Genomic DNA, 24,256 nt, shown 5'->3' on the forward strand with positions numbered 1-24,256 from the left:
GGCAAAAGCCTGCTGGAAAAGGCGTTTGGGTGCAGCGATGACGAAATGGTCGCCGAATTCTTGGAGAGCGAAGCCGATCAAGCAGGTTCCTGCCTATCCGGACCTTGCCGCGCTGAAGAGCACGGAAGCCCAGCTCGCCACCTTTCCGCCGCTGGTTTTTGCCGGTGAGGCGCGCAAGCTGAAGAAGCAGCTTGCGGCTGTCGCTGCCGGTGATGCATTCCTTCTCCAGGGCGGCGATTGCGCCGAGAGTTTCGCCGAACATGGCGCGGACAACATCCGCGACTTCTTCCGCGTCTTCCTGCAGATGTCGGTGGTGCTGACCTTCGCCGGCGCGCAGCCGGTGGTGAAGGTCGGCCGTGTCGCCGGCCAGTTCGCCAAGCCGCGCTCCTCCGACAACGAGACCAAGGGCGAGGTGACGCTGCCGAGCTATCGCGGCGACATCATCAACGGCATCGAGTTCGACCCGAAGTCGCGTATTCCCGACCCGGCCCGCCAGGAGATGGCCTACCGGCAATCGGCGGCGACGCTCAACCTTTTGCGCGCTTTCGCCCAGGGCGGCTATGCCAGCCTGGAGAACGTGCACCGCTGGATGCTCGGTTTCGTCTCTGACAGCCCGCAGGGCGAGAAGTATGGCATGCTCGCCAACCGCATCACCGAGACGATGGACTTCATGAAGGCCGTCGGCATCACCTCCGAGACCAATTACGCGCTGCGCGAGACCGACTTCTACACCAGCCACGAAGCGCTGCTGCTTGGCTATGAAGAAGCACTGACCCGCGTCGATTCGACCTCGGGCGACTGGTACGCAACGTCGGGCCACATGATCTGGATCGGCGACCGTACCCGCCAGCCCGACCATGCGCATGTCGAATATTGCCGCGGCATCAAGAACCCGCTCGGCCTCAAATGCGGTCCGTCGCTGACGACTGACGGCCTGCTGGAGTTGATCGACCTGCTCAATCCGGAAAACGAGCCCGGCCGGCTGACGCTGATCGCCCGCTTCGGCTCCGACAAGGTCGCCGACCATCTGCCGAAGCTGGTGCGCGCGGTGCAGAAGGAAGGCCGCAGCGTGGTGTGGTCGTCCGATCCGATGCACGGCAACACCATCGAGGCAGCCGGCTACAAGACGCGGCCGTTCGACCGCATCCTCAAGGAAGTGCAGACCTTCTTCGAGGTGCATCGCGCCGAAGGCACGCATCCCGGCGGCATCCATGTCGAAATGACCGGCAAGAATGTTACCGAATGCACCGGCGGCGCCCGCGCCATCACCGCCGAGGAATTGCAGGACCGCTACCACACCCATTGCGACCCGCGCCTCAACGCCGACCAGGCGATCGAATTGGCTTTCCTCGTCTCCGACCTGTTGAAGAAGAGCCATCCCGTGCAGCACAAGCAGGCGGCCAACGGCTGAACCCGTTTTCAGATTGAAGTGGAAAGCGCCGGAGAGATCCGGCGCTTTTTCGTTTTGATCAACGCCCGCGTTCCCAGCGCAATCCGTTGAGCCGGGGATCGTTGGCAAAGGCAGTTCTGGAAAACTCGATCCGCTTCTCCGGAAATTCTGAGATGGCCTGGACGCCGAACGAGCCGAGCCGGATGCGCCAGGTATGCGGCTCCAGCGGCTTGGCCTTGGCAAAACCGCGGCATGTCAGCAGCGCTACATTGGTGCCCTTCGGATCGCGCGCCGAGCGGTAGCGGATCGCCGCCAGCCCGACCTCGCGAGCGACATCGGCAATCGCCTGGCTGGCGGCATAGTCGGTCGGATGCCTCCAATGGGCCCGGTCGCGGTCGAGCGGCGGCCGCGTCAGGTCGATGGCCTTGTCGGTACGGATCGCGGCGGCGAAGGCGGTGTATTCGGCGGCGTCGTGCGGCCATGGCGTGTCGGGCGAATCGGCGAAGAACAGCAGGCGGTAGAAGGCCATTTCGGCGACCGCCGTCATGATCGTCTTCGCCGCGTAGTAGACCCCCAGAGTGCGGCCGGCGCGGCGGAAGCGCGAGCCGTAGGGATAGATCGAGCCGTAGCGGAAGGGCGTCGCCAGCAGATAGTGGAGATGCCTGCATTCCATGGGGATCTGCGGCTTGGTCTCCTCGATCAGATCCTCGAGCAGCGCCTGTTCGTCCAGCGTGTCAACGATCTTCAGGGTCGAGACGCGGTGCTGCGCCTCGACCATGCGCCAGTATTTGCCGTCGAGCCGGACGGCTTCAGACGAGAGCGCGTCGGGAGTCCAGATAGGCAATGACATCGACAAGCCCGGTAATGGTGAGGATCTTTTCAAGCGGGCTGCCATCGAACGCGGTATTGGCGTTCTTCAGCCATGCCCGGGCTATCGTCTCGTCACCGCCGACAATGGCGTCGAGCGAACGGAACAGCCGCACGAACAGCACCGCGAGTTCGAACGGCTTGGTGCCGCGCTCCAGCAGGAATTCCTGCCTGCGCATGCGTGAAACCGTGGCTTCCGAGACGCCGATGATCGACGCAAGCACCCTGGCGGTTATATCCAGGAGTTCGGCGGCGCGCAGCGTGGCCTTGGTCAGAACCGCATTTTCGGCCGCCTTCGCGGTCAGATCAGGGGCGGCAGCATTGGGTTGTGTAACAGACATGGCCTCTCTCTTTCCATGGAAAATATAGTCCACGAAAATTCATATGGAAAGAGGCGGGATCCGATAAATTTGCCCGTGCCCGGGAATTGGCTGCACGCCGAAGCGTCAGTCTTTCTTGTATAGCAGCCAGTTCTTGCCGGTGCGGCCGGCCATTGTCGAGTGCCGGGTGACGCGGTTGCGCCCGCCAACCTTGGAGCGGTAGAGCGCCCGGTCCGCCTTGGTGTAGAGATCCTCCGGGCTTTCCGCTTCGGAAGCCATGCAGATGCCCATGGAAACGGTCACCGTGCCGTAATTGGCGCCGGTCTGGCTGCTGGTGAACGGCGTCTGTTCGATCAGCACGCGGATGCGTTCGGCGATCTCGTAAGTGGTATCCTCGCTGGCGCCCTCGACGATCAGCGCGAATTCCTCGCCGCCGGTGCGGGCTACGAACATGTCTTCACGGATGCTGGTCTGGAAGATTTCAGCGACGATCTGGATGATCTTGTCGCCGACCGGGTGGCCGTAGCGATCGTTGACACCCTTGAAATGGTCGATGTCGGCAAGGATCAGGGCGTTGAACAGGATCCCCTTGTTGGAGGTGTAAATCGCCGTGATTTGCTTGTCGAAGGCGCGGCGGTTCCAGATATGGGTCAGGGGGTCGGTGTCGGCGAGCCGCTTGTACTCCTCAAGCTTCGACTTGACGCTCTCCAGTTCCGCCGTCTTGTCGCTCAGCGTGGTTGCAACCTGCTTGCCGTGGTCGAGGGTCGAGTTGGTGGCCGCCGCCATGGCGCTGGCGACCTTCTGCAGCAGATCCTGCGAAAGCAGGCTGCGGTTGGCGAGGCCACTCGATGTCTCATCGAGGATCTTGCCGTATTTCTCGATATGGCTACGTTCGCTGCGCAGCAGCAAGGCGATGTCCTCGAGTTCCCTGGCCAGCACGTCGCGCGCCTGCTCGACAATGCCGGGACCGTGATGCTGGGCAAAGAAAGCGCGGCCGATGCGGTCGAGATCGTCCTGCGTCGGCTGGTTGCCCAGCGCGACGACGGCCAGGCCGAGTTCGCGATTGGTGCCTTTCAGTGCTTCGTAGAAGATTTCGTAATTGCGCGGCAGGCCAAGCACGCCGAGCTGACGCATGGTCGCCACAACGGCTGTTGCAATGTCGCTGTTTCGGTCGGTCTGGACGGCTGCCGGCTGCATGTTCTGTTCACTCTGCCTCTGGGAACCATCGCAGACCGTGCGAGATGCCGCCGACCGGAGAGTGCCAGCCGTATTTCGGATCATCCTGCGAAAGACACGTCCCCAATCGCGACATTCGCTTGGCAACGACCATAGATGCGCCGGCGCTAAAGTTTCCTTAATTTGCCGCCAGGTAACGCGTCCGTTCTACCGCAGGCTGCAGAAATGGTTTGCAAAGATCCTGAGGTCAGGTCCGAACACGCCCACCCCATGTCGCATTTGCCGGTGCCCGGCTGCGGCAAAACTGAAATCCTCTCGGCCAGCGGCGAAGCCGTGGACGATGGCTGGTGGAGGTAGGGATGAGCAACAACCACAGCGGATCTTGCCTGTGTGGAGCCGTGCGTTTCCAGACGCGAGGGCCGTTGCGCGGCGTCATTTATTGCCACTGTTCGCAGTGCCGCAAGCAGAGCGGGCATTTTTACGCCGCGACCAACGTCGCCGACGGCGACATCACGATAACCGGCGCCGACAACATCAGCTGGTACGAATCGTCTTCCTTTGCCAAGCGCGGCTTTTGCAAGATCTGCGGCTCGGTGCTGTTCTGGAAGCCGGGTCAGGATGCCTATGTCTCAGTTCTGGCCGGATCGTTCGACAACCCGACCGGGCTCGAAGGCCAATGCCACATCTTTGTCGGCGACAAGGGCGATTACTATACGATCGACGATGGACTGCCGCAGTTCGAGAAGTCGACGCCGCCGATCAAGGTTGCGGAGGAGTGATTTTGCGGCGGCTGCCTTATTCCCTTGATCCAGCCATTGCGATATCCCCTGCCGGTGATTCGAAGGGGATGCGGCATGCAGCGGCTGATCGGTGCTTACTTCAATTCTGTGCGAGCCTTTCGCAAGCTCGCCGCCAGCGAAAGGGCATTTCAGCAGGAACTGATGCTGCTGGTGCTGGCGCTGCCGCTCGGCTGGTTCGTCTCGGTCTCGTGGCGCGGCTACGCGCTGTTGATCGGCGCGGTGCTGCTGCTCATCATGGTCGAAGTGCTGAACACCGGCATCGAGGCAGCCTGCGATGCCTTCAGTCGCGAGTTCAACGTCGACATCCAGCTCGCCAAGGACTGCGGCTCGCTGGCGGTGCTGATTTCGGTTATTATCGTCGCCGGCGTCTGGGGAATCGCCCTCATCGAGCGCATCACGGGACTACCGATCTGATCTGAACGCTCCCATATGTTAGTCACCAAAGGAGACTGACGTCGTGGAAGCCAATTTTCTGCTGCTTGAAAGAGCCGGCCTGCCGGAAGACCTGCGCTGGCTGGCGGAAAAATATCCGCGCGAGACATGGCAGGGCCACGCCAACATCCACGGCATGGCAAACATGTGGCTGCAGCGGCACGACATGTTCCGAGAGCTGGGCGGCATGCTCACCACCGGCATTGGCGACTAGCGAAGGCAGGCTGACGGCGCCGGATTTCGCGCGCTGGTTCGCGCCGCGGCTGAACCACTTTCTCGGCAATCTCGACGGCCACCACAATGTCGAGGACTACCAATATTTCCCGGCTTTCGCCAAGGCGGAGCCGCGCCTGAAGCGCGGCTTCGAAATCCTCGATGCCGACCATCACACCATTCATGAGGGGCTGGAGCGCAACGCCGAGACGGCGAACGCCTTCATCCGCACGCTCGAGGAGAGCGAGGACAGGCAGCGCTTCGCCGCCGACGCCTATGCGGACGAGAACAGCCGGCTGATCGCCACGCTGAAGCGGCATCTGGCCGACGAGGAAGATCTCATCATCCCGCTGATCCTCGATCGCGGCGACCGGGCTCTGGTCGAGGACGACGACTGAACCTTACGATGTGGTTTCGCTGTCGCGGGCGTCCTTGGCGCGCTCCTTGCCGGCGACGGTGCGGGCGATGAGCCAGGCAAGGATGGCGAAAGCCAGACCTATGGCAAGCGCGATCAGCAGCCGTTCGTGATGGAGCAGTGCCTTGCCGATCATCTGCTCGGCCCCGAGGCCGAAGACGTAGCCGACGCCGCAGAACAAAGCCGCCCAGACCAGCGACGACACCGCGTTGAGGATAACGAAGCGCGCTACCGAAATGCTGGCGAAACCGGCCGCGATGCCGCCGACCAGGCGCAGGCCATAGATGTAGCGGTTGGACAGGACGAAGATGTTGGGATGGGACGAGACGAGACGGTAGGCGTGGTTGAAGCCGGGCCTCGCCTTCAGTTTCAGCACCCTGGGATGGTCGGCAAAGCTGCGGCCGAGAATGAAGAAAAACGTGTCGCCGACGAAGGCGCCAATGGCGGCCGCGAGGAAAGCCTTCCAGAGGATGAAGACATGCTGATGGGCGAAGAAGCCGCCGAGGATGGCCGCACTTTCGCCTTCGGCGACACAGCCCAGGAAAACCGCGATCAACCCATATTGCTCGATGAGGTGATGGACGATCCCGGTCATTGAGAGGTTTGCCGGCCCGACAGTTTTTCGTCTATGCGGTTCACCTGTTCGGCCAGGCGCGCGATGTCCTCGCGCACGCAGATGATCTGGCTGTGGCGCAGTTCGTCCAGCTTTTCATGCAGAGCCATGATCTCGATCTCGGCCTTGAGGTTGACCTCATAGTCATGCGCGGCGTCGATGCGGTCGCGCGCGGCCTGTCGGTTCTGCGACATCATGATCACCGGCGCCTGCAAGGCGGCGATCATCGACAGCACCAGGTTGAGGAAGATGAAGGGGTAGGGGTCGAACGAGTCTCGCCCGAGCAGCCACCAATTGGCGCCGATCCACAGCACCAGGAAAGCAATGAAGGACAGGATGAACGTCCACGAGCCGCCGATGCGGGCAATGGCATCGGCGATCCGGTCGCCGGCGCCCTGAAGGCCGGTGAGGCTGTCGTTGATATCCTGCGAGATGGGCTTGCGGTCGACAGTGCTCTGCAACACCCGCCGCTCGAGCTCGCTGAGGCCCTCCGGCGTTCGCTTCAGCCAGCGGTTGGCCAGTTCTGGCACGGTTTTGTGCATGGATGTCTCCATAGGAAAAGCGTCGGCTTGGCAGCCTCGTTTGCATATAGGAAGATGGCGTTTCGTCAAAAGCGCGGCGCGAGGATGCAGGATGCCCGATTTCGCGAAGATTCGCGCCCGTGCTGCAAAACGCAAAGGCGGCGACGCGGTGCTGACCTCGCTGCTCGGGCCGGCGCCTGACAATGCTGCCGTTGCCGACATTACGGACGATCGCATCCTGTCGACGATGGCCGAGCGGGTGTTTGCCGCCGGCTTCGTCTGGCGCGTCATCGAACAGAAATGGCCGGGCTTCGAGGAAGCCTTTCTCCATTTCGAGCCGAAACGGCTGTTGTTTCAACCTGATGACTTCTGGTACGACCTGACGGCTGATCAACGCATTGTGCGCAACCCGCAGAAGATCAAATCCGTCCGCGACAACGCCGCCTTCGTTGAGCGTGTGTCGAAGGAACATGGCGGTTTCGGCAAATTCCTCGCGGAGTGGCCTGACGACGACCAGGTCGGGCTGATGGCGTATCTCGGCAAGCATGGCAGCCGGCTTGGCGGCAACACCGGCCAGTATTTCCTGCGCTGGCTGCAATGGGACGCCTTCGTCATCTCGGCCGATATGGTTGCGGCTTTGCGTGACGCCGGCCTCGACATTGCGGAAAGCCCGACGTCGAAGAGGGATCTCGACAGGATTCAGGCGCAGATCAACAAATGGGCGCAGGAAACCGGCCTGCCGCGCCGGCACATTTCGCGCATTCTGGCGATGTCGATCGGAGAGAACCATTCGCCGCAATCGCTGCGCGAATATATGGGCGACGACTGATCACCGAATTGGTCCAAACGAACGCCATTGCTCGGGCAAATTTGCCGCGCTAAACCGCACAGATGACCCAGAAGACCGCACCCGATATTCTGCGCATCGCCGTTGCCCAGCTCAACCCGACGGTCGGCGATGTCGCCGGCAACCTTGCCAAGGCGCGCGAGGCGAGGGCGGATGCCGCCCGCCAGGGCGCCGACATCGTGCTCTACACCGAGCTTTTCCTTGCCGGTTATCCGCCGGAGGATCTGGTGCTGAAGCCGGCCTTCCTCAAGGTTTGCGAGAAGGCCGCTCAGGATTTCGCCGCGGATACCTCCGATGGCGGGCCGGGCGTCATCATCGGCACGCCGCTGAAGCGCAAGAGCGGCACCCACAATTCGATCATCGTCGCCGATGGCGGCAAGATCCTCGCCGAGCGCTACAAGCTCGATTTGCCAAACTATGGCGAGTTCGACGAGAAGCGCGTCTTCCAGGCCGGGCCCGAGGCTCAGGGACCCGTCAACTTCCGTGGTGTGCGCATCGGAATTCCGATCTGCGAGGACATCTGGGGCGACGTCGGCATCTGTGAAACCTTGGCCGAGAGCGGCGCGGAAATCCTGCTGGTGCCGAACGGCTCGCCCTACTACCGCGCCAAGATGGACGTGCGCCATCAGGTCGTTATCCGCCAGGTCATCGAGACCGGTTTGCCGATGATCTATGCCAATCAGATCGGCGGCCAGGACGAGCTGATCTTCGACGGCGCCTCTTTTGCCATCGGCGCCGACAAGACGCTCGCCTTCCAGATGAGCCAGTTCGAGGAAACTGTCGACGTCACCACCTGGAAGCGCAACCGCGTCGCCGCAGGCGCGCAAAACGCAGAAGAGTTCGACGGCTGGGTCTGCTCGGAAGGGCCGATGTCGAAAATCCCCGAGCGCGAGGAGGCGGACTACCGCGCCTGCATGCTCGGCCTGCGCGACTACGTCAATAAAAACGGCTTCAAGAACGTCGTGCTGGGTCTCTCCGGCGGCATCGATTCGGCGATCTGCGCCGCATTGGCCGTCGATGCGCTCGGCGAGGAGCGGCTGCGGGCGGTGATGATGCCCTACCGCTATACCTCGGAGGATTCGCTGAAGGATGCCGAGGATTGCGCCCGTGCGCTTGGCTGCCGCTATGACATCGTGCCGATCTTCGAACCGGTCGAGGGTTTCCTACACACGCTGGCGCAGCTTTTTGAAGGCACCAAGGAAGGCATCACCGAAGAGAATCTACAGAGCCGCGCGCGCGGCACGATCCTGATGGCGATTTCCAACAAGTTCGGCTCGATGGTCGTCACCACGGGCAACAAGAGCGAGATGTCGGTGGGCTACGCCACGCTTTATGGCGACATGAATGGCGGCTTCAACCCGATAAAAGACCTCTACAAGATGCAGGTCTATGCGCTGTCGCGCTGGCGCAACAGCCATGTGCCGCCGGGCGCGCTCGGTCCCTCAGGCGAGGTGATCCCCAGGAATATCATCGACAAGGCGCCGTCGGCGGAATTGCGCGAGAACCAGACCGACCAGGATTCGCTGCCGCCCTATCCGGTGCTGGACGACATTCTGGAATGCCTGGTCGAGAACGAAATGGGCGTCGACGACATCGTGGCGCGCGGCCACGACCGGGCGACGGTGACGCGCGTCGAACATTTGCTCTACATTGCCGAGTACAAACGCCGGCAAGCGGCGCCGGGTGTGAAGATCACCCGGAAGAATTTTGGCCGCGACCGCCGCTATCCCATCACCAACCGTTTCAGGGATCGCGGCTAAACATCTGATTAAATTGATGAACCTTGGGGGACGCATGTTTATCAGCTATTTCAAGGGAACACCTGAGTATCACATCCTGCGCTTCAAGAACGGCAAGATCAGGGAGCAGGGGCGCGGCATCTCCTTCTGGTACGGCACGTTCGGCACCACGATAGCGATGGTGCCGGTGACGTCGCTCGATAACCCCTTCATCTTCACCGAGACGACGGCGAATTTCCAGGATCTGGCAATCCAGGGGTCGGTCAGCTACCGCATCATCGATCCACTCAAGGCAGCCGAAGGTTTTGATTTCAGCGCCAAGCTCAGCCGTGCCGACGTCGTCGGCGACGGCCGGGAGAAGATCGCCGAGCGCCTGGTGCTTGCGATACAGAGCCGCGCCCGCGCGGTGGTTTCGAGCATGACGCTGGAACAGGCGCTGGCCGAGGTGACCAAGCTCGGTGGCAATCTCGCCGAACTCCTGCGCAACGATCCGATTGCCGCGACCGCCGGCCTGTCGATCGAGGAGGTTCACATCACCTCGGTCCAGCCGACGCCGGAGATCCGCAAGGCGCTCCAGACCGAATATCGCGAGGCGCTGCAGCGCCAGGCCGATGCCGCGATCTATGGGCGCCGTGCCTGGGGCGTGGAGAAGGAGCGCGAGATCAAGCAGAGCGAGCTGGCGACCGAAATCGAGCTTGCCGAACGCAACAAGCTGCTGGTCGATACCGAGGCGCGCAACAAGCTGACGCTTGCCGAGGCGGAAGCCAAGGCCCAACAGCTCGAACTCACCGTCTATTCGTCGGCGCCGGCGCACGTGCTCACGGCGATGGCCTTCAAGGCCTGGGCGGAAAAGGGCGGTTCGGTCGGCAATCTGTCGATCACGCCTGATATGCTCACCAGCGCGCTCAGCCAGCTTTCCACTCCGAAAGCCGGGTCCTGAAAGGCAAGCTCGGGTGGCAAGCGACCAGAGCGGCAGGCCGATCGACCGGGTGATCGTCGTCACCCGCAAGACCGAGCTGGAGGAGCTGACGACGCGCTTCAACACGCAGGGACAGGCGCGCTTTTATCTCCGGCAGGCCGGCATGAATTTCGACCCGGTCAAGGCGGCGCATGACGTCTATCACCAGGCGCTCGACCGGGTGATGGGTTCGCTTCCCCAAGGCCTCAAACAGTTGCGGCTCGACCGCGAACTGGTCCCGCAGTTCGAATTCGGCTCCGACGCGGTGATCGCGCTCGGTCAGGACGGGCTGGTGTCCAACACCGCGAAGTACCTCCCGTACCAGCCGCTGATCGGCATCAACCCGAACCCGGCGCTTTTCGACGGCGTGTTGCTGCCGTGGAATGCCGACGATACCGAAAAGGTCCTCGGCCTGACGATCGCCGGCAAGGCGAAGCGCCAGGCGGTGGTGATGGCCGAAGCGCGCTCCAATGACGGACGCCGGCTGATCGCCTTCAACGATCTGTTCGTTGGCGCCTCGACGCATGTCTCGGCGCGTTACGAGTTGACCTATGGCGGCAGGACCGAGCGCCAGTCGTCGAGCGGCATTATCATCTCCACGGGCGCCGGCTCTACCGGCTGGCTGCGCTCGGTTATGGCGGGCGCCGCGGGACTGGCCGCGGCCTATGGTGACAACTCCGTGCCGACCGTGCCGCCGCAAGGCTATGACCGCGAAGGCGAACAGCTGTTCTTTCGGTGCGCGAACCGTTTCCGAGCAACACGACCGGCGTGTCGCTTGTGCATGGCGTCATCACCCGCGACCGGCCGCTGGTGGTTTCTTCGCGGCAGAGCAGGGGCGGCGTCATCTTCAGCGACGGGATGGAGCTCGATTTCGTCGAGTTCAATTCCGGCACCGACGTGACCATCGCGATCGCCGACCAGAAGGCCTATCTCGTGGTGCCATAAGCGCGCCACGTGGGCAGCCAAATCACCGGCCGGACTGAATTCGGCCGCCCTCCATTCTTTGCGAGGCACCATGCCCGACTGTGAGATCAGCTTCGACATGTCACGGATCAATTTCCGGGCGACCTCCGACCTGTTGATGGCAAGTTATTGGGGCGCCGGCCGCAGCGATGAGTTTCATCGCCGCGCCTTTGCCAACTCGTTCTGCACCGCGGCCTATATCGACGGGAACCAAGTCGGTTTTGGCCGGGCCATCACCGACCGTACGGTGTTTGCCTATCTCGCCGACATCATCATCTGGCCGCAGCATCGCGGCCAAGGCATTGGCTTGCAACTGGTGCAGGCGCTCATCGACCACCCTGAACTCAGCACGGTCTCGCACTGGAGCCTGTCGACCAGTGACGCGCATGGCCTTTATGAGAAGCTGGGCTTCAAGGCATCAACCGACGGCCGCTACATGCGCCTCGATCGTAACCCGGAATGACGCATAGCGAGGGGGGTTGACCGGCTGTTGTTGCAAAATAACCTCACTGGTTGGACCAGTTACGCTTTGCCACGTGCCCGGCCTTGGCGATCCTTCATGGCGTCTCTATAAGGACCTCTCCGCAAGTGTCTTGCGGGAGGTCTGAATGGCAGTATTTCACATGGTAATGCGAGGCCGCGAAGCCTAGGTCTCACCTGGCGTCCGGCGAAGGTTTGTCCTTCGCACCGATGCCGGGTCGAGCACAGGCTTCTGCCGATGCCGGTCGCCACCCGGCAAATCGGGCGCGCCGCCACCTATGCCGAACCTCCGCAGCCCCGGGCGAATTGCCCAGCGCGGTTTTCAATTTCAGACCTTACCGGGACCGGGCAGATTTGCGCCCGGATGACATCATGGCTCGTTTTCGAATCGATCTGCGTGCAAGCGCCTTTCGCAGCGTTCTTGGCTTCACGCTCAGCCACTGGCGGCGCCAGCCGTGGCGGCTTTCGCTGATCGTGGGCAGCTTCCTGCTGTCGACCCTGGCCGACGTCTTGACGCCGCTCTATTCCGGCCGGCTGGTCGACGCCGTCGCCAGCAGTGCGTTGGCTGACAATGTCGCGTGGAACGCGGCAATGGCGGCGTTCTTCGCGCTCATCGCTTTGGCGCTGACCGGCGTGGTGCTGCGCAACCTGGCTTTCATGGGCATTGTCGAGCTGACGCTGAAGATGATGGCCGACATCGCCGCCGACGCGTTCTATCGCGTGCAGCGCTTCTCAACCGACTGGCACGCCAACAGCTTTGCCGGATCGACGGTGCGCAAGGTCACGCGCGGCATGTGGGCTCTCGACCTGCTCAATGACACCATCCTGATTGCGTTGTTGCCGTCGGTCGCCATGCTGGTCGGCTCGACGTTGCTGCTCGGCTGGTTCTGGCCACTGATGGGGCTGGTCGTGGCAGTCGGCTCGCTGCTGTTCATCACGGTGACGGCGCTGCTGTCGCTCGGCTATGTCGCGCCCGCGGCACGGCTCGCCAACAGCTGGGATACGCGGCTTGGCGGCTCGCTTGCCGATGCGGTGAGCTGCAATGCCGTGGTCAAGGGTTTCGGTGCCGAGACGCGCGAGGAGACGCGTCTTGCCAAGGTCGTCGCCAAATGGCGCGCGCGGACCAGCCGCACCTGGGTGCGCGGCACCATCAACGGCACGACGCAAGGCGCCATGTTGCTGGTGCTGCGGACGGCAGTAATCGGCCTGTCGCTGATGCTGTGGGCCTGGGGCCAGGCAAGTGCGGGCGATGTCGCCTTCGTGCTGACCTCGTTCTTCGTGCTGCAGGGCTACCTCAGGGACATCGGCACGCATATCCGCAATTTGCAGCGTTCGGTCAACGACATGGAGGAACTGGTCGATTTCCAGTCGCAACCGCTCGGCATCGAGGACCGGCCCGGCGCCAAGCCGATCCGGATCACGCATGGCCACATCGCCTTCGATAACGTCACCTTCCACTATGGCAGCCATCGCCTGCCGCTCTACCGCGACTTTTCGGTGGAGATAGCGGCGGGCGAGCGGGTCGGACTGGTCGGTCATTCCGGCTCGGGCAAGACGACCTTCGTGAAGCTGATCCAGCGTCTCTATGATGTCAGCGGCGGCAGGATCCTTATCGATGGCCAAGACATCTCGCAGGTTGCACAGGCGTCGCTGCGCGCGCAGATTGCCATCGTCCAGCAGGAGCCCATCCTGTTCCACCGCTCGCTGGCGGAAAACATCGCCTATGCCCGACCGGACGCCACGCAGGCCGAGATCGAGCATGCCGCCAAGCTCGCCAGCGCGCACGACTTCATCACCGGCCTGCCGAAGGGCTACGGCACGCTGGTCGGTGAACGGGGCGTGAAACTGTCGGGCGGCGAGCGCCAGCGGGTGGCGATCGCGCGCGCCTTCCTGGCGGATGCGCGCATCCTGATCCTGGACGAGGCGACATCGAGCCTCGATTCGGAATCGGAAGTGCTGATCCAGCAGGCGATGGAGCGGCTGATGGTTGGCCGCACGACGCTGGTCATCGCGCACCGTCTGTCGACGGTGCGGGCGCTGGACAGGCTGCTCGTGTTCGACCGTGGCAAGATCGTCGAGGAAGGCTCGCATGACGAGCTGATCCGGCTGAAGGGCGGCATCTACCGCCGCCTGTTCGAGCGGCAGGCGCTGGAACTGACCAAGGGCCTGGTGATCTGAGCTGAACGCAGAGCCCTATCCGAGGGATAGGGCTCTGCTTGGTTCATCCAGGCATTCGCTCGAATGGCTGAAGCGCTGGGTCGATCGTGTCCCAGACGTGGCCGCGCACGGTGTAGGTGACCGCCTGCGGGTCGAACTGGCCGGGATCGTCGAGGCTCGTGGCCTGGATCGCCGTCACCTCCGGCATGGCGACGAACGTTACGTAGACCGGCGTGCCGCAGGTCGGGCAAAAGGCCTGGGCTTTTTCATTGCCGCTGTCGGCGATCATCCGCCATGTGCTCGGCTCGCCGGTGATCTTTACGTCAGCGCGCCGGCCGAAGGTCACATAGGAACAATGGCCAGTACCGCTGCGCTTCTGGCAATCGAGGCATTGGCAGTGGTTCTGAAAGATCGGCTCGCCGCTGGCCTCATAGCGGATCGCGCCGCAGGCGCAGCCGCCGGTATAGTGCCTGGTCATTGTCGTTCTCCCGCTGTCAGATTGCTTCAGGCCGATTTCGGCTTGGCGAACAGGTCGATGCCTGTGCCGGTTTCGAGGAAGGATTTCATGCTGGACAGCACGGCCGGCCAGCCCTGGCTGATGCCCTTGGCCATGCCGCTGCCGGCTTCGAGCTCGTCATGGCTGACGGTCAGCTTGACCATGGTGTCGTATTCCTCGATGGCGAACGTCACCCGGCTGTGCTTGGTGGGATCGTCGGCCTGCGAGGCGTTGGCCCAGCTCATGACCAGGCGGGTCGGCGGCGAGATTTCGACGACCTTGCCAACGAGTTCGACGGTCCGTTCGTCATTGGCGCGGATGTGTTCCCATTTCGAGCCGGGCTTCCAGTCGGAGACGTTTTCGTGGCCCCAGTAGCGCTTGGCGATATCGGGCCTGGTGATGGCTTCGAACACCTTTTGTGGCGTCGATCTGATGTAGGTCACGTAGACAAAACTGGTGGTTTCCCGGGTCATTGGTCGTCTCCTTCGAGTTCTTGTTTCAGGTCGTGCAGCAGGCTCAGCCGCTGCCGTTCGAATTTTCGCACCCACCGCTCGTAGACTTCGTGCAGCGGCACGGGGTTGATGAAATGCAGCTTCTCGCGGCCACGCTTGACCGTGCTGATCAGATTGGCCGCTTCCAGCAGATCGATGTGCTGCGTGGCGGATTGCCTCGCCATGTCGAGATTTTCGCAAAGCTCGCCGAGCGTCTGGCCGTTCTTCTCACACAGAAGATCGAGCAGCATTCTGCGGGTCGGGTCGCCCAGCGCTTTGAAAACCTTGTCGGCGTCCATCGGTCTCACTCATCTTGAAGACACAATATGCAGGTAAATGCCTGCATGTCAAGCTGTGGCTAAGCTTGGCCTGAAGGGGAGGGATTTATAGTGTCGGATTGCTGGCGCGCGGAGCGAAGCACCGAGCCCGGAATCGGGGCAAGAACCGGTGCGGGCGCGCAGGACTATGCAGCGGTGGCTGTGAGCTAGGCTCTAACGACGAACTTGTCGGGATCGGCGCAGAAATGGGCGATGATCTGGCAGAGGTCCGGCTCGTTGACCATGCGTACGGCCTCGGCCCCATTGACCCATTTGCGGGTGCGCGCGCGCTTTTCCTTCCAGCGGTCGGCAACGTGCTCGACCTGCAGCGGAAACACCAGCACTTCGCAAGGGACTTCCTCGCCGGACGCGAGGGCCTTGGCGTAGAAGTAACGACCGGCCTCGAAAAGCGAAATCTTGCCACGCAATCCGGCTTCCTCGCCCGCCTCGCGCGCCGCTGCCTCGCAGAGCGGCTCCCTGGCCTCGGGCCAGCCCTTCGGCAGCACCCAACGCCCGGTGTCTCGGCTGGTGATCAGCATGATCTCGACGCCGTCTTCGTTATTGCGCCATGGCAAAGCGGCAACCTGCAGGCGACAAGGCGAAGTGCCGAAGAGCTTGCGGACCCTTTCAGCCAGATGGTCGTGTGTCGCCGGTGTCGTCAGCATCAGTGAAAGCTACCCCAGCCCTCAGAATCGTTAGCCGCCGTATGAATCTTACCGACAAGTGTAAGTCTTAAAAGTAAAAAACCTCACACCGACCCGTCAAACTCCGCCAACAGCTGTCGATTCGACAGAATATTGTCCCTTCCAGTGCCTGTTTTCATAGCAAACGGGGCGGGTTTGGCCGTCTGGGCAGAAATGGGGCTGGCGCGAATCAGCCTGCGTGATCGTCGGCGATCGGCTTCTGGTAGGTAAAACCCATGTCCCAGGGAAAGTAGATCCAGGTGTCCTGACTGACTTCGGTGATAAAGGTGTCGACCAGCGGCCTGCCTTTCGGCTTGGCGTAGACGGTGGCGAAATGCGCCTTGGGCATCATGGCGCGCACGATGCCTGCCGTCTTGCCGGTGTCGGTGAGGTCGTCGATGATCAGCACGCCCGCGCCATCATCGGCGAGCAGCGCCGGGGTGATCTCCTTCAGCACCTGCAACTGCCCCTGGCTGGTGTAGTCGTGATAAGAGGCGACGCAGACCGTCTCGATGACGCGTATTCCGAGTTCGCGCGAGATGATGGCGGCGGGAACCAGGCCGCCACGGGTGATGCAGACGATGGCCTTCCACTGTCCCTTGTTGGCGCCGGCAAGCCGCCAGGCGAGCGCCCGGGCATCGCGGTGGAACTGGTCCCAGGAGACCGGAAAGGCTTTTTCGGGAAGGGACATTCTGCACTCCGCGCGCACCATTGTGGAATGCGCGCGGAATTAACTGGAAAGTCAGGGCATTGGCAAGGGCGGGGCCAGTCTGTGGAGTTACCGCGACAAAAAGGCCGCAACCGGCACGCTGCGCAACACGGTGCGCGTGACGCCGCCGAACAAAAGCTGACGCAGCCAGGAATGGCTGTAGGCGCCGAGCACCAGAAGGTCGGCTCCGGTCTCGGCGATCCGGGTCTGGATGACGTCATCGACCGAAGCATTACCCGATTTTTGCACCGACACGCTGACCGTTGCGCCATGCCTGGAGAGTGCCGCGGCGATCTCGGCGCCGGCGGCTTCCGGGTTGTCATCCAGCGTATCCGGCGGATCGATGACCAGAATGTCGGTTTTCTCGGCCTCGATGATGAAGGGCAGCGCGTCGAAGGCGGCACGCGCCGCCTCCTTGCTGCCGTTCCAGGCCAGCAGCACATGTTTGAATGTGGTGACCAACGGCCCCTCATGCGGCACCACCAGCACCGGCCGGCCGGCATCGTAAACCAGCGTGTCGACATCGGCGCTCTGGTCGCCTCCGGTCTCGCGCTGCGCGGCAATAATCAGATCGGCGGCGCGCACGCTGGAAATACCCGTCAGCGCGCTGTCGCCGGAAAAGCTCTCGAGGCTGCGCCATTCGAAGGAAAGGCCGGAATTCTCGATCTGCCGAACGAAAAGCGCCTGCAATTTCTCGGCGCGCTCGCGGTTCATGTCGGCGGAGACCTGCAGGAACTCGGTGTCGGGGAAGCCGGTTGCCGAGGTGTAGGGAACGGGCAGCGCTTCGGCATGGATGCCGATGAGATGGCTCTCGAACCGGTCGGCAAGCGGGATGGCGCAGTCGAGCACGCGTTCGGCGTCCTGTTCGTTCTGCAATATGGCGACGATGGTCTTGAAGCGCATGCGAAATCCCTCAAATCTGCCGGCGCGTGCTGCGCCCGAGGGAAAACGTGGGAGTGCGGTGCTTGGTTCCGGCCCGGCGATGGGCCGCGAACCCAGGGTCAATTGGCGGCGGTGAAGCCGGCCACCATCGCCTTGACGTCCTTGCGTGCCGAATCCAGCGCCTCCTGGCTGCGGGCGCGGACGACCAGCTCCGTCCAGAACTTGCCGTCGCCATATTTCGGATACGAGCCGATGATGGTGTCGGGATGCGCCTTCTGGATATCGCCCAGGGGACCACCGATCAGGCCTTCGCCGAACGGGCAATGGACGGTGGCCGACAGCATCTTGGTGCCGGCCTTCAGCGTCGGCACGACATTGTCGAGCATGGCCTGGAAAATCGCCGGTACGCCGGCCATGACATGGACGTTGCCGATGCGAAAGCCGGGCGCGACGGAGACCGGATTGTCGATATGGTCGGCGCCGCGCGGCATGCGCGACATGCGCTTGCGGGCCTCGGTGTATTCGATGCCGCGCGCGGCATAGCTCTCGCCCAGCATGGCATAGGCCTTGGCGTCGTATTCGCACGGCACCCCAAAAGCCTTGGAAATCGAATCGGCGGTGATATCGTCATGCGTTGGGCCAATGCCGCCGGTGGTGAAGACATAGGTGTAGCGGGCGCGCACGGCATTCACCGCAGCGACAATCTCGTCCTCCTCGTCGGGAACGATCCGCACTTCCTTCAGGTCGATGCCGATGGCCGTCATGATGTCGGCGAGGTGGCCGATATTTTTATCCTTGGTGCGGCCGGACAGAATCTCGTCGCCGATGACAAGCATGGCGGCAGTGACGATTTCAGGCATGGAAGGCTCCGGCAAACAGGCCCATTGGCAGACAAGGTCGCCTGAGGCAGAAAGAAGGTCGCCTGAGATAGCGCGCCATCGAACTGGCGGCAATGCCGACACAAGCCGCCATCTGCCTTGCCGAGCGTTCGTCAGTGGGTGATGGTGCGCGCCGGTCCGCTTCCCGGGTGAAACATGCTGGTATCGATTCTGCTTTGGCTTGTCGCCGGCCTGTCCGTGCTGGCTCTCGTCATCGTGGCCTGCCTGGTGGCCGCTACGCTCTGGATTGCCGCCAAGGCCGAAAGGCTGGTGCCGGCCAGCGGAAACTTCGTCGAGATCGACGGCAGCCGCATCCATTATGTCGAAACGGGCGAGGGACGGCCGATCCTGTTCGTGCACGGACTTGGCGCGCAGCTCCACCAGTTTCGCCACACGCTGTTTGAGCGCTTTGGCCCCGGTTGCCGGCTGATCGCGCTCGACCGGCCGGGATCGGGCTATTCGGTGCGGGCCAAAGGAGCCACCGGCCGCTTGCCTGAGCAGGCCGAGATCATAAGGCGCTTCATCGAAACGCTCGCGCTGGAAAGGCCGCTTGTGGTCGGGCACTCCCTGGGCGGCGCCGTCGCGCTGACCCTGGCCGTGGAGCATCCCGGCGCGATTTCCGGCATCGCTTTGCTGGCGCCGCTGACGCATCTGGAAGCCGGCGCCCGCGAGAAAGCGAGCCTGCTCTATATCCGTTCGCGGCTTTGGCGCTGGATCATGTCCTACACCGTCGCGATACCGACAAGCCTCGGATATGCGCGGCAGACACTGGAGTTCATCTTCGCGCCGCAGGCCGTTCCCGCCGACTACATGATCGATGGCGGCGGATGGCTCGGGCTGAGGCCAAGCCATTTCCATGCGACCTCCACCGATTTCGTGGCGGTCGAAGAGGATCTTGGCCGCATCGAAGAGCGCTATGGAGAGATCGCCATGCCGGCCGGCATTTTCTTCGGGACAGCCGATCGCGTCATCGCCATGCGCATACATGGGGAGCCGATGAAGGACAGGATCGAAGGGCTCGATTTCGAGACGGTCGAAGGCCTCGGCCACATGCCGCAACTCGTCGAGCCGGACCGCGTCATCGCCTTCATCAAGCGCATTGCCGAGCGGGCATTCGCCGGCCAAGACCTCACCACAGCCTCACAACAATTTCACTGAACCATTCGGCTGATATCCGGTTTACCCCGTGTCGCACCCAAGGCGGCGGATACGGAGTAATTCAATGTACAGGAAAGTTTTTGCAGCATCCGTGCTGACGATCGGTCTTGCCACATCGGCGATGGCGCAGTCATCGGACGGCACGTATTCCAACCATCACAGCTGGTGGCCCTTCGGGAACGAGCAGTCATCGACCGTCGACCAGAGCACCACCGGCAGCATCAATGCCGACGGCAGCCAAGGCTATGGCGGCGCTACGGGGCCGTGCGCCTCCGACCCGTCAGGACCCTATGGAAATGTGAGGCCCAACGTGAACGATCAATATTGCGGCAAGTGATCAAGCCGCGGGCGACTGACCGGCAGGATGTCCCGCCTGTTTGTTTTGACGCAATTCCCAAGGGAATTGCTTAGGCGAGCATCCACGGCCGGCAGCGAAAGCTGAGGGGCAAGGATCAGTCGGAAACTTCGGTCTGCGGCCGGTCGCGGCCGTCGGCCAGTTCGTCGTGCCACTTGCCTTCGGCATCCTCATACTGGATGCCGTCCGTGGCGCCGGCGATCTGCTGTTCGGCCGAGGCGATCTCGGCGGCGCGCAGCGCATCCTGATGGGTCGGGAATGTCTCCGAGAATGTCGAACCGACCTTGTAGGCCCAGCCCCCGTCATGCTCGACGATCTTGTAAGTCAGCTTCGCCATGAAATTCTCCGGTTCGTCCGTCCGCTCAATGCGGCCCGTTTTTCATTGCAATTTGGGCTTCAATGCAACTTGGCGTCTGGCAGCCGGTCTTCGGGAACCAGCACTTCCGATTCCTTGGCCGCTTCGATCAAAGCCCTGCGTGCATCGGCCGTCGAACGATAACCTTCCAGCACTTTGAGGCAAGTGTCGAGAGCATCACGATGGCGCGGGCCGCGGTTGAGCGGCCACACCGTCATCAGACACTCCGCCGCTTCCTGGGTGCTGCGGATCTGGCGATATTTGCCGACATGGCCGAGTTCGACCACGACCGGGGTTTCAAAAGGTTTGTTATCCATGATGGCCGCAACGCAAAGCAGCCAATATGGTTGCAAAAATGGCCGTCAGCCTGCGCCCAAACGTCGCGTCGCGTTTGCGACGCGCTTTTGATTTCTGTTTAATGCATGTCGTTGTCCCAAAACCGGGTCCCACTTTTGGGCGACATGCATTGGCGTCTCAGCAACCGCAATCGTTCGTCTCAGTAACCGCAGTCGTTGCGCAGCCAGTGGGCGTTGGCCCAGCCGGTCCGTCCGCCGATTTCGACCTGGTACCAGTTGCCCCGGCGGTCGAAAATCTCCGTGTGGTCGCCGTTGAACAATTGCCCGATCATGCGCGACGACGAGTTCGGCCGTGCGCGCACGGCGAGAAACCCGCTGCCGGTATCGAGATCGTAGTGCCTGGACAGGCCGTGCACCGTGCCTTCGCAATATTGCGCGCCGACCGGAGACGACGCGGCGAACGACAGCGCGACCACCGTCGGCGCAGCCTGTTCAGCCCTTCGTCCAGTGCTGCATCGTGGTCACCGAGCGGGCGAGCTGTGGCGCGGGATGGATTTTCTCGCTGAAGGTGGCGGCGGCGCGCCAGCCCCAGCGCGGATCGGCGAGGAAGGCGCGGGCCAGCGCGACCATGTCGGCGCGGCCGTCGGCGACGATCGCCTCTGCCTGCGAGGGATCGTCGATCAGGCCGACAGCCCGTGTCGGGATGCCGGCGCCCTTGCGCACCGCTTCGGCCAGATGCACCTGATAGCCGGCGCCGGTCGGCAGCTTCTGCAACGGCGAATTGCCGCCGCTCGAACAGCAGATATAGGCAACATCAAGCGCCTTCAAGGCTTTGGCCACCTCGATCGCCTCGTCGACCTCGAAGCCGCCATCGACCCAGTCCTTCACCGACAGGCGGGCGCCAAGCATCAGGTTTGGAACTGCCTTCCTCACCGATTTGGCGATCTCGATGAGGAAACGCATGCGGTTTTCCAGCGAGCCGCCCCAGCGGTCGGTGCGCTGGTTGGAAAGCGGCGACAGGAACTGGAAGATCAGATAGCCGTGCGCGGCGTGCAGCTCGAGGAAGTCGAAGCCGGCGCGCGCGGCCCGCCTCGCGGCTTGAGTGAAGCGCTCGACAAGCTGCAGGATTTCATCTTCCTCCAGCGCATGCGGCACATTCCAGCCGGTGTCATAGGCGATGGCCGAGGCCGAGACGGTCTGCCAGGGATCCTCGCCCGGCTGCAATGGGCCGCCGCCTTCCCAGGGCTTTCGGTTGGATGCCTTGCGGCCGGCATGGGCAAGCTGAATACCGAATTTCGTTTCCGGCGCGGCGACGCGCCTCGCTGCATCCAGCGTGCGCCGGGCGGCCGCCTCGTTGTCGTCGGAATAGAGGCCGAGGCAGCCATGGGTGATGCGGCCGCGCCGTTCGACGTCGGTCATCTCGACGGTGACCATGCCGGCGCCCGACATCGCCAGGTTCATCCAGTGATAGAGATGCCAGTCGCTGGCCGAGCCGTCTTCGGCGGAATACTGGCACATCGGCGCCACCGCGATACGGTTCGGAAAGGTCAGGCCGTCGAGGGCGATCGGCTGGAAAAGCGCTGCGGTCATCAAAAAACTCCGGAGAGGGACTGCAGCTATTTAGGCGATGGCAGTTGCCGGCACCAGACACGAGGCGGTGAAAGCTTCGCCGTTTCGGTTGCGCGCAAAACCGTTCGCGGTTACGCCATGGCGCCGACAGCTTGGAGCTCATCATGGAAGATCGTATCCGCATCCGCTCGGAGGAAGTCCTGTCCGACGACTGGGCGGTCCTGAAGAAGACCGTCCTCGATTATCGCCGGCGTGACGGGCAGTGGGAGACGCAGATTCGCCAGACCTACGATCGTGGCGACGGCGCGGTGATCCTGCCTTTCGATCCCGAGCGTCAGACGGTGCTTCTGGTGCGGCAGTTCCGCTACCCCGCCTACGTCACCGGCCACCGCGAACCGCTGATCGAGGCCTGCGCCGGCCTGCTCGACAAAAACGATCCCGAAACCGCCATCCTCAAGGAGGCCGAGGAAGAGCTCGGCTATCGCCTACAGAACATCGAGCGGCTGTTTTCCCCCTATATGAGCCCGGGCAGCGTCACCGAACGGCTGTGGTTCTTCGTGGCGCGCTATTCACCCGCCGACCGCATCTCGGCCGGCGGCGGCGCGGCCGACGAGGGCGAGGACATCGAGGTTCTGGAAATGCCTCTTGATGAAGCGCTGGCCGGCATTTCAGACGGCCGCATCATCGACGCCAAGACGATCATCCTGATCCAGCATTTGAAACTGTACCCGATGAAGGGCTAGCTCGGCGAAGCTCGACGTGCCTCACTGCTGCGGGCAGGGTGGCACGTCCACTTCGCGGATGAAGTTGCGCAGGTTGCAAGGACACCGGAATGGCGCGTGGCGCAAAGGCATGGCTGAAGCGAAACAGCGCGCGGGCATCTCTCCTGTTGCTGAACGCCGCGCTGCTTGTCCGCTACCGCCGGTTGACCCAGCGTTTCCTGGAGCGGATGCGGCATCTGCCGAATTTTGCAGCCCCGGTGACGTTCACGGAAAAGATCCACTGGCGCAAGATTTTCGATGACGATCCTCGCTTTGCCGGTCTTCTCGACAAGCTCAAGTCCAAGGAAATCGTCAGGGAGCGGCTTCCCGGGCTCGCCATCCCTGAGGTGCTGTGGCAGGGCGACGATCCGCGCCAGATCCCCTTCGATGACCTGAAAATCCCCTACGCCGTCAAATGCAACCACGGTTGCGCCATGAATGTCATCGTTCGCGATCCGGCCAACGCCGACCGGAAGGCGATCATTGCCGAGATGACGGAATACCTTGGCCAAACCTATGGCGCCCGCAAGCTGGAGCGCAGCTATGCGCACATAGAGCGGCGCGTTTTCGTCGAAGCGCTTGTCGGCAAGGACCAGGATTATGACCCGGTCGACTACAAATTCTGTGTGCTGGCTGGCCGCGTCGCCTACATTGTCGTCGTCGCCTTCCGTTCCACGGTCAAGAATACCGCCCACCTGGATCGCGATTGGCGCCCGCTGAACATTGCCCAGGGCGCGATCGACTCGAGCCTGGAAATTCCCCGTCCCAAGAGCCTGGCGCGGATGATCGAGGCAGCCGAGGCGCTTGGCAGCGAGTTCGACATGGTGCGTGTCGATTTCTACGAGGAGGAGGGGGAGCCGATCTTCGGAGAATTCACGGTCTACCCACGCAGCGGCTTGCTGCAATTCGACCCGGCTGCCTTCGACCGCGAACTGGGCGCGCATTGGGATATTGGCGCGTCAGCTTACCTCAGTCGTTTGCCCAGCCGATTTGCCCGGCGATATAAGGCAACGCTGGTCGCCGCCGGCTATCTCGACGTTTGACGGCTACTCGGTGGCCTGCCACCCCGAAGCTCGAAGAGCGAAGGGTGGTGCGGAGAACCCATACGATTAGAGATCGAGGGAAACTGATAGCTCAGCAGGTCAATAGCCGTGATTTCGAAGTGCTGCCTCAACTGAGCCGTAGCGGTCAATTTGCCCTGCTGGGATCAATCTTCGTGAGCCGCTGCCTGGTCTCGACCACGCGCCTTTGCGCAGATCGGATTCGGCAACACAAGGCGAGATTCATAGCGACGCCGCAGTCTTCATGGAGCAAGTTTTCAGCGCGCTTCCTGCTGCGACCCGGCCGATTACCGCTAAGGTTACCGGCAAGCTCTCCCACGTCCGGACTGGGTCGAGATCATTTGAAGAACTCTT

At 62.5% G+C, this 24,256-nt stretch carries 31 protein-coding genes; 15 read left to right on the forward strand and 16 right to left on the reverse strand.

The window, feature by feature from the left end; all coding sequences use genetic code 11:
• The first annotated feature begins 37 nt into the window (after positions 1–37).
• Entirely contained in the window at positions 38–1,411 is a 1,374-nt protein-coding gene (locus NKI46_RS07845) for a class II 3-deoxy-7-phosphoheptulonate synthase (RefSeq protein WP_352745657.1), read from the forward strand.
• Positions 1,412–1,469: 58 nt separating this feature from the next.
• On the opposite strand, the gene NKI46_RS07850 is transcribed toward NKI46_RS07845, so the two are convergent.
• The 3 genes from NKI46_RS07850 to NKI46_RS07860 all read right to left on the reverse strand — a co-directional run bounded on the left by NKI46_RS07850 (position 1,470) and on the right by NKI46_RS07860 (position 3,774).
• Positions 1,470–2,240, reverse strand: coding sequence for an RES family NAD+ phosphorylase (locus NKI46_RS07850; RefSeq protein ID WP_352459084.1), 771 nt, complete (start codon positions 2,238–2,240; stop codon positions 1,470–1,472).
• The gene (locus NKI46_RS07855) at positions 2,200–2,598 is read right to left on the reverse strand and encodes an MbcA/ParS/Xre antitoxin family protein (RefSeq protein WP_023681556.1); all 399 of its coding nucleotides are present in this window, start codon (positions 2,596–2,598) and stop codon (positions 2,200–2,202) included. Before NKI46_RS07855 ends, NKI46_RS07850 begins: the two co-directional genes overlap by 41 nt.
• 105 nt (positions 2,599–2,703) lie before the next feature.
• Positions 2,704–3,774 (reverse strand): GGDEF domain-containing protein, encoded by a 1,071-nt coding sequence (locus NKI46_RS07860; protein ID WP_023681555.1) that lies wholly within the window; start codon positions 3,772–3,774, stop codon positions 2,704–2,706.
• A gap of 338 nt (positions 3,775–4,112) precedes the next feature.
• On the opposite strand from NKI46_RS07860, the gene NKI46_RS07865 reads away from it, so the two are divergent.
• The 4 genes from NKI46_RS07865 (at position 4,113) to NKI46_RS07880 (ending at position 5,596) form a co-directional block, all read left to right on the forward strand.
• Positions 4,113–4,532, forward strand: a complete 420-nt coding sequence (locus NKI46_RS07865; protein WP_023681554.1) for a GFA family protein — start codon at positions 4,113–4,115, stop codon at positions 4,530–4,532.
• A gap of 75 nt (positions 4,533–4,607) precedes the next feature.
• The gene (locus tag NKI46_RS07870; RefSeq protein ID WP_023681553.1) at positions 4,608–4,967 is read left to right on the forward strand and encodes a diacylglycerol kinase; all 360 of its coding nucleotides are present in this window, start codon (positions 4,608–4,610) and stop codon (positions 4,965–4,967) included.
• 43 nt (positions 4,968–5,010) lie between these two features.
• Complete coding sequence (locus NKI46_RS07875; RefSeq protein ID WP_352745660.1) at positions 5,011–5,199, forward strand: hypothetical protein; 189 nt, start codon at positions 5,011–5,013, stop codon at positions 5,197–5,199.
• A complete protein-coding gene (locus NKI46_RS07880; RefSeq protein WP_352745662.1) occupies positions 5,189–5,596 on the forward strand; it encodes a hemerythrin domain-containing protein in 408 nt (135 codons plus the stop codon). Before NKI46_RS07875 ends, NKI46_RS07880 begins: the two co-directional genes overlap by 11 nt.
• Positions 5,597–5,599: 3 nt before the next feature.
• Here the strand turns inward: NKI46_RS07880 and NKI46_RS07885 are convergent, their stop codons facing one another.
• Both NKI46_RS07885 and NKI46_RS07890 read right to left on the reverse strand, forming a co-directional pair.
• Positions 5,600–6,208, reverse strand: a complete 609-nt coding sequence (locus tag NKI46_RS07885) for a DedA family protein (protein ID WP_023710611.1) — start codon at positions 6,206–6,208, stop codon at positions 5,600–5,602.
• Positions 6,205–6,768, reverse strand: coding sequence for a DUF1003 domain-containing protein (locus tag NKI46_RS07890; RefSeq protein ID WP_023681550.1), 564 nt, complete (start codon positions 6,766–6,768; stop codon positions 6,205–6,207). Before NKI46_RS07890 ends, NKI46_RS07885 begins: the two co-directional genes overlap by 4 nt.
• A 91-nt stretch (positions 6,769–6,859) precedes the next feature.
• Here NKI46_RS07890 and NKI46_RS07895 point away from each other — a divergent pair, with 91 nt between their 5' ends.
• From NKI46_RS07895 to NKI46_RS07920, 6 genes are all read left to right on the forward strand, one after another.
• Positions 6,860–7,576: a DNA-3-methyladenine glycosylase I gene (locus tag NKI46_RS07895; RefSeq protein ID WP_023681549.1), complete on the forward strand. Its 717-nt coding sequence runs from the start codon at positions 6,860–6,862 to the stop codon at positions 7,574–7,576.
• Between the two features lie 62 nt (positions 7,577–7,638).
• Entirely contained in the window at positions 7,639–9,354 is a 1,716-nt protein-coding gene (locus NKI46_RS07900) for an NAD+ synthase (RefSeq protein WP_023681548.1), read from the forward strand.
• Positions 9,355–9,388: 34 nt separating this feature from the next.
• A complete protein-coding gene (locus NKI46_RS07905; RefSeq protein WP_023695413.1) occupies positions 9,389–10,273 on the forward strand; it encodes an SPFH domain-containing protein in 885 nt (294 codons plus the stop codon).
• A gap of 13 nt (positions 10,274–10,286) precedes the next feature.
• Positions 10,287–11,192, forward strand: a complete 906-nt coding sequence (locus NKI46_RS07910) for an NAD(+)/NADH kinase (RefSeq protein WP_352745666.1) — start codon at positions 10,287–10,289, stop codon at positions 11,190–11,192.
• A gap of 114 nt (positions 11,193–11,306) precedes the next feature.
• On the forward strand, positions 11,307–11,717 hold the full coding sequence (locus tag NKI46_RS07915) for a GNAT family N-acetyltransferase (RefSeq protein WP_023825636.1): 411 nt from the start codon (positions 11,307–11,309) through the stop codon (positions 11,715–11,717).
• Between the two features lie 389 nt (positions 11,718–12,106).
• Positions 12,107–13,912 (forward strand): ABC transporter ATP-binding protein, encoded by a 1,806-nt coding sequence (locus NKI46_RS07920; RefSeq protein WP_352745669.1) that lies wholly within the window; start codon positions 12,107–12,109, stop codon positions 13,910–13,912.
• A gap of 43 nt (positions 13,913–13,955) precedes the next feature.
• Here NKI46_RS07920 and NKI46_RS07925 read toward each other — a convergent pair whose 3' ends face one another.
• The 7 genes from NKI46_RS07925 to NKI46_RS07955 form a co-directional block, all read right to left on the reverse strand.
• Positions 13,956–14,369 (reverse strand): GFA family protein, encoded by a 414-nt coding sequence (locus tag NKI46_RS07925; protein WP_023681543.1) that lies wholly within the window; start codon positions 14,367–14,369, stop codon positions 13,956–13,958.
• A 26-nt stretch (positions 14,370–14,395) separates the two neighbouring features.
• Positions 14,396–14,860, reverse strand: coding sequence for an SRPBCC family protein (locus NKI46_RS07930; protein ID WP_023681542.1), 465 nt, complete (start codon positions 14,858–14,860; stop codon positions 14,396–14,398).
• Positions 14,857–15,177, reverse strand: coding sequence for an ArsR/SmtB family transcription factor (locus NKI46_RS07935; protein WP_023681541.1), 321 nt, complete (start codon positions 15,175–15,177; stop codon positions 14,857–14,859). The genes NKI46_RS07930 and NKI46_RS07935 overlap by 4 nt, the downstream gene beginning before the upstream one ends.
• A gap of 185 nt (positions 15,178–15,362) precedes the next feature.
• Positions 15,363–15,860, reverse strand: a complete 498-nt coding sequence (locus NKI46_RS07940; protein ID WP_023667541.1) for an NUDIX hydrolase — start codon at positions 15,858–15,860, stop codon at positions 15,363–15,365.
• Between the two features lie 208 nt (positions 15,861–16,068).
• A complete protein-coding gene (gene gpt, locus NKI46_RS07945) occupies positions 16,069–16,569 on the reverse strand; it encodes a xanthine phosphoribosyltransferase (protein ID WP_023667540.1) in 501 nt (166 codons plus the stop codon).
• An 87-nt stretch (positions 16,570–16,656) separates the two neighbouring features.
• Positions 16,657–17,490 (reverse strand): universal stress protein, encoded by an 834-nt coding sequence (locus tag NKI46_RS07950; protein WP_023735339.1) that lies wholly within the window; start codon positions 17,488–17,490, stop codon positions 16,657–16,659.
• A 98-nt stretch (positions 17,491–17,588) separates the two neighbouring features.
• Positions 17,589–18,329 (reverse strand): competence/damage-inducible protein A, encoded by a 741-nt coding sequence (locus NKI46_RS07955; RefSeq protein WP_352745673.1) that lies wholly within the window; start codon positions 18,327–18,329, stop codon positions 17,589–17,591.
• Between the two features lie 174 nt (positions 18,330–18,503).
• Here NKI46_RS07955 and NKI46_RS07960 point away from each other — a divergent pair, with 174 nt between their 5' ends.
• The gene (locus tag NKI46_RS07960) at positions 18,504–19,505 is read left to right on the forward strand and encodes an alpha/beta fold hydrolase (protein ID WP_352745676.1); all 1,002 of its coding nucleotides are present in this window, start codon (positions 18,504–18,506) and stop codon (positions 19,503–19,505) included.
• 64 nt (positions 19,506–19,569) lie between these two features.
• Positions 19,570–19,842: a hypothetical protein gene (locus tag NKI46_RS07965; RefSeq protein ID WP_023667536.1), complete on the forward strand. Its 273-nt coding sequence runs from the start codon at positions 19,570–19,572 to the stop codon at positions 19,840–19,842.
• A 115-nt stretch (positions 19,843–19,957) separates the two neighbouring features.
• On the opposite strand, the gene NKI46_RS07970 is transcribed toward NKI46_RS07965, so the two are convergent.
• From NKI46_RS07970 to NKI46_RS07985, 4 genes are all read right to left on the reverse strand, one after another.
• Entirely contained in the window at positions 19,958–20,197 is a 240-nt protein-coding gene (locus NKI46_RS07970; RefSeq protein ID WP_023667535.1) for a DUF2188 domain-containing protein, read from the reverse strand.
• A 59-nt stretch (positions 20,198–20,256) separates the two neighbouring features.
• Positions 20,257–20,535 carry a DUF982 domain-containing protein gene (locus NKI46_RS07975; protein ID WP_032891817.1) on the reverse strand — a complete coding sequence of 93 codons (279 nt, stop codon included), beginning with the start codon at positions 20,533–20,535 and terminating at the stop codon, positions 20,257–20,259.
• Between the two features lie 176 nt (positions 20,536–20,711).
• On the reverse strand, positions 20,712–20,987 hold the full coding sequence (locus NKI46_RS07980) for an SH3 domain-containing protein (RefSeq protein WP_023688344.1): 276 nt from the start codon (positions 20,985–20,987) through the stop codon (positions 20,712–20,714).
• Positions 20,988–21,003: 16 nt separating this feature from the next.
• Positions 21,004–22,101 carry an NADH:flavin oxidoreductase/NADH oxidase gene (locus tag NKI46_RS07985; RefSeq protein WP_023738950.1) on the reverse strand — a complete coding sequence of 366 codons (1,098 nt, stop codon included), beginning with the start codon at positions 22,099–22,101 and terminating at the stop codon, positions 21,004–21,006.
• A gap of 143 nt (positions 22,102–22,244) precedes the next feature.
• Between NKI46_RS07985 and NKI46_RS07990 the strand changes: the two genes are divergently transcribed.
• Positions 22,245–22,823: an NUDIX domain-containing protein gene (locus tag NKI46_RS07990; protein WP_023667531.1), complete on the forward strand. Its 579-nt coding sequence runs from the start codon at positions 22,245–22,247 to the stop codon at positions 22,821–22,823.
• Positions 22,824–22,912: 89 nt separating this feature from the next.
• A complete protein-coding gene (locus NKI46_RS07995) occupies positions 22,913–23,884 on the forward strand; it encodes an ATP-grasp fold amidoligase family protein (RefSeq protein WP_023738949.1) in 972 nt (323 codons plus the stop codon).
• Positions 23,885–24,256 lie beyond the last annotated feature (372 nt).

The sequence above is a fragment of the Mesorhizobium sp. M0615 genome (genome assembly GCF_040320805.1).
Classification (GTDB): Bacteria; Pseudomonadota; Alphaproteobacteria; order Rhizobiales; family Rhizobiaceae; genus Mesorhizobium.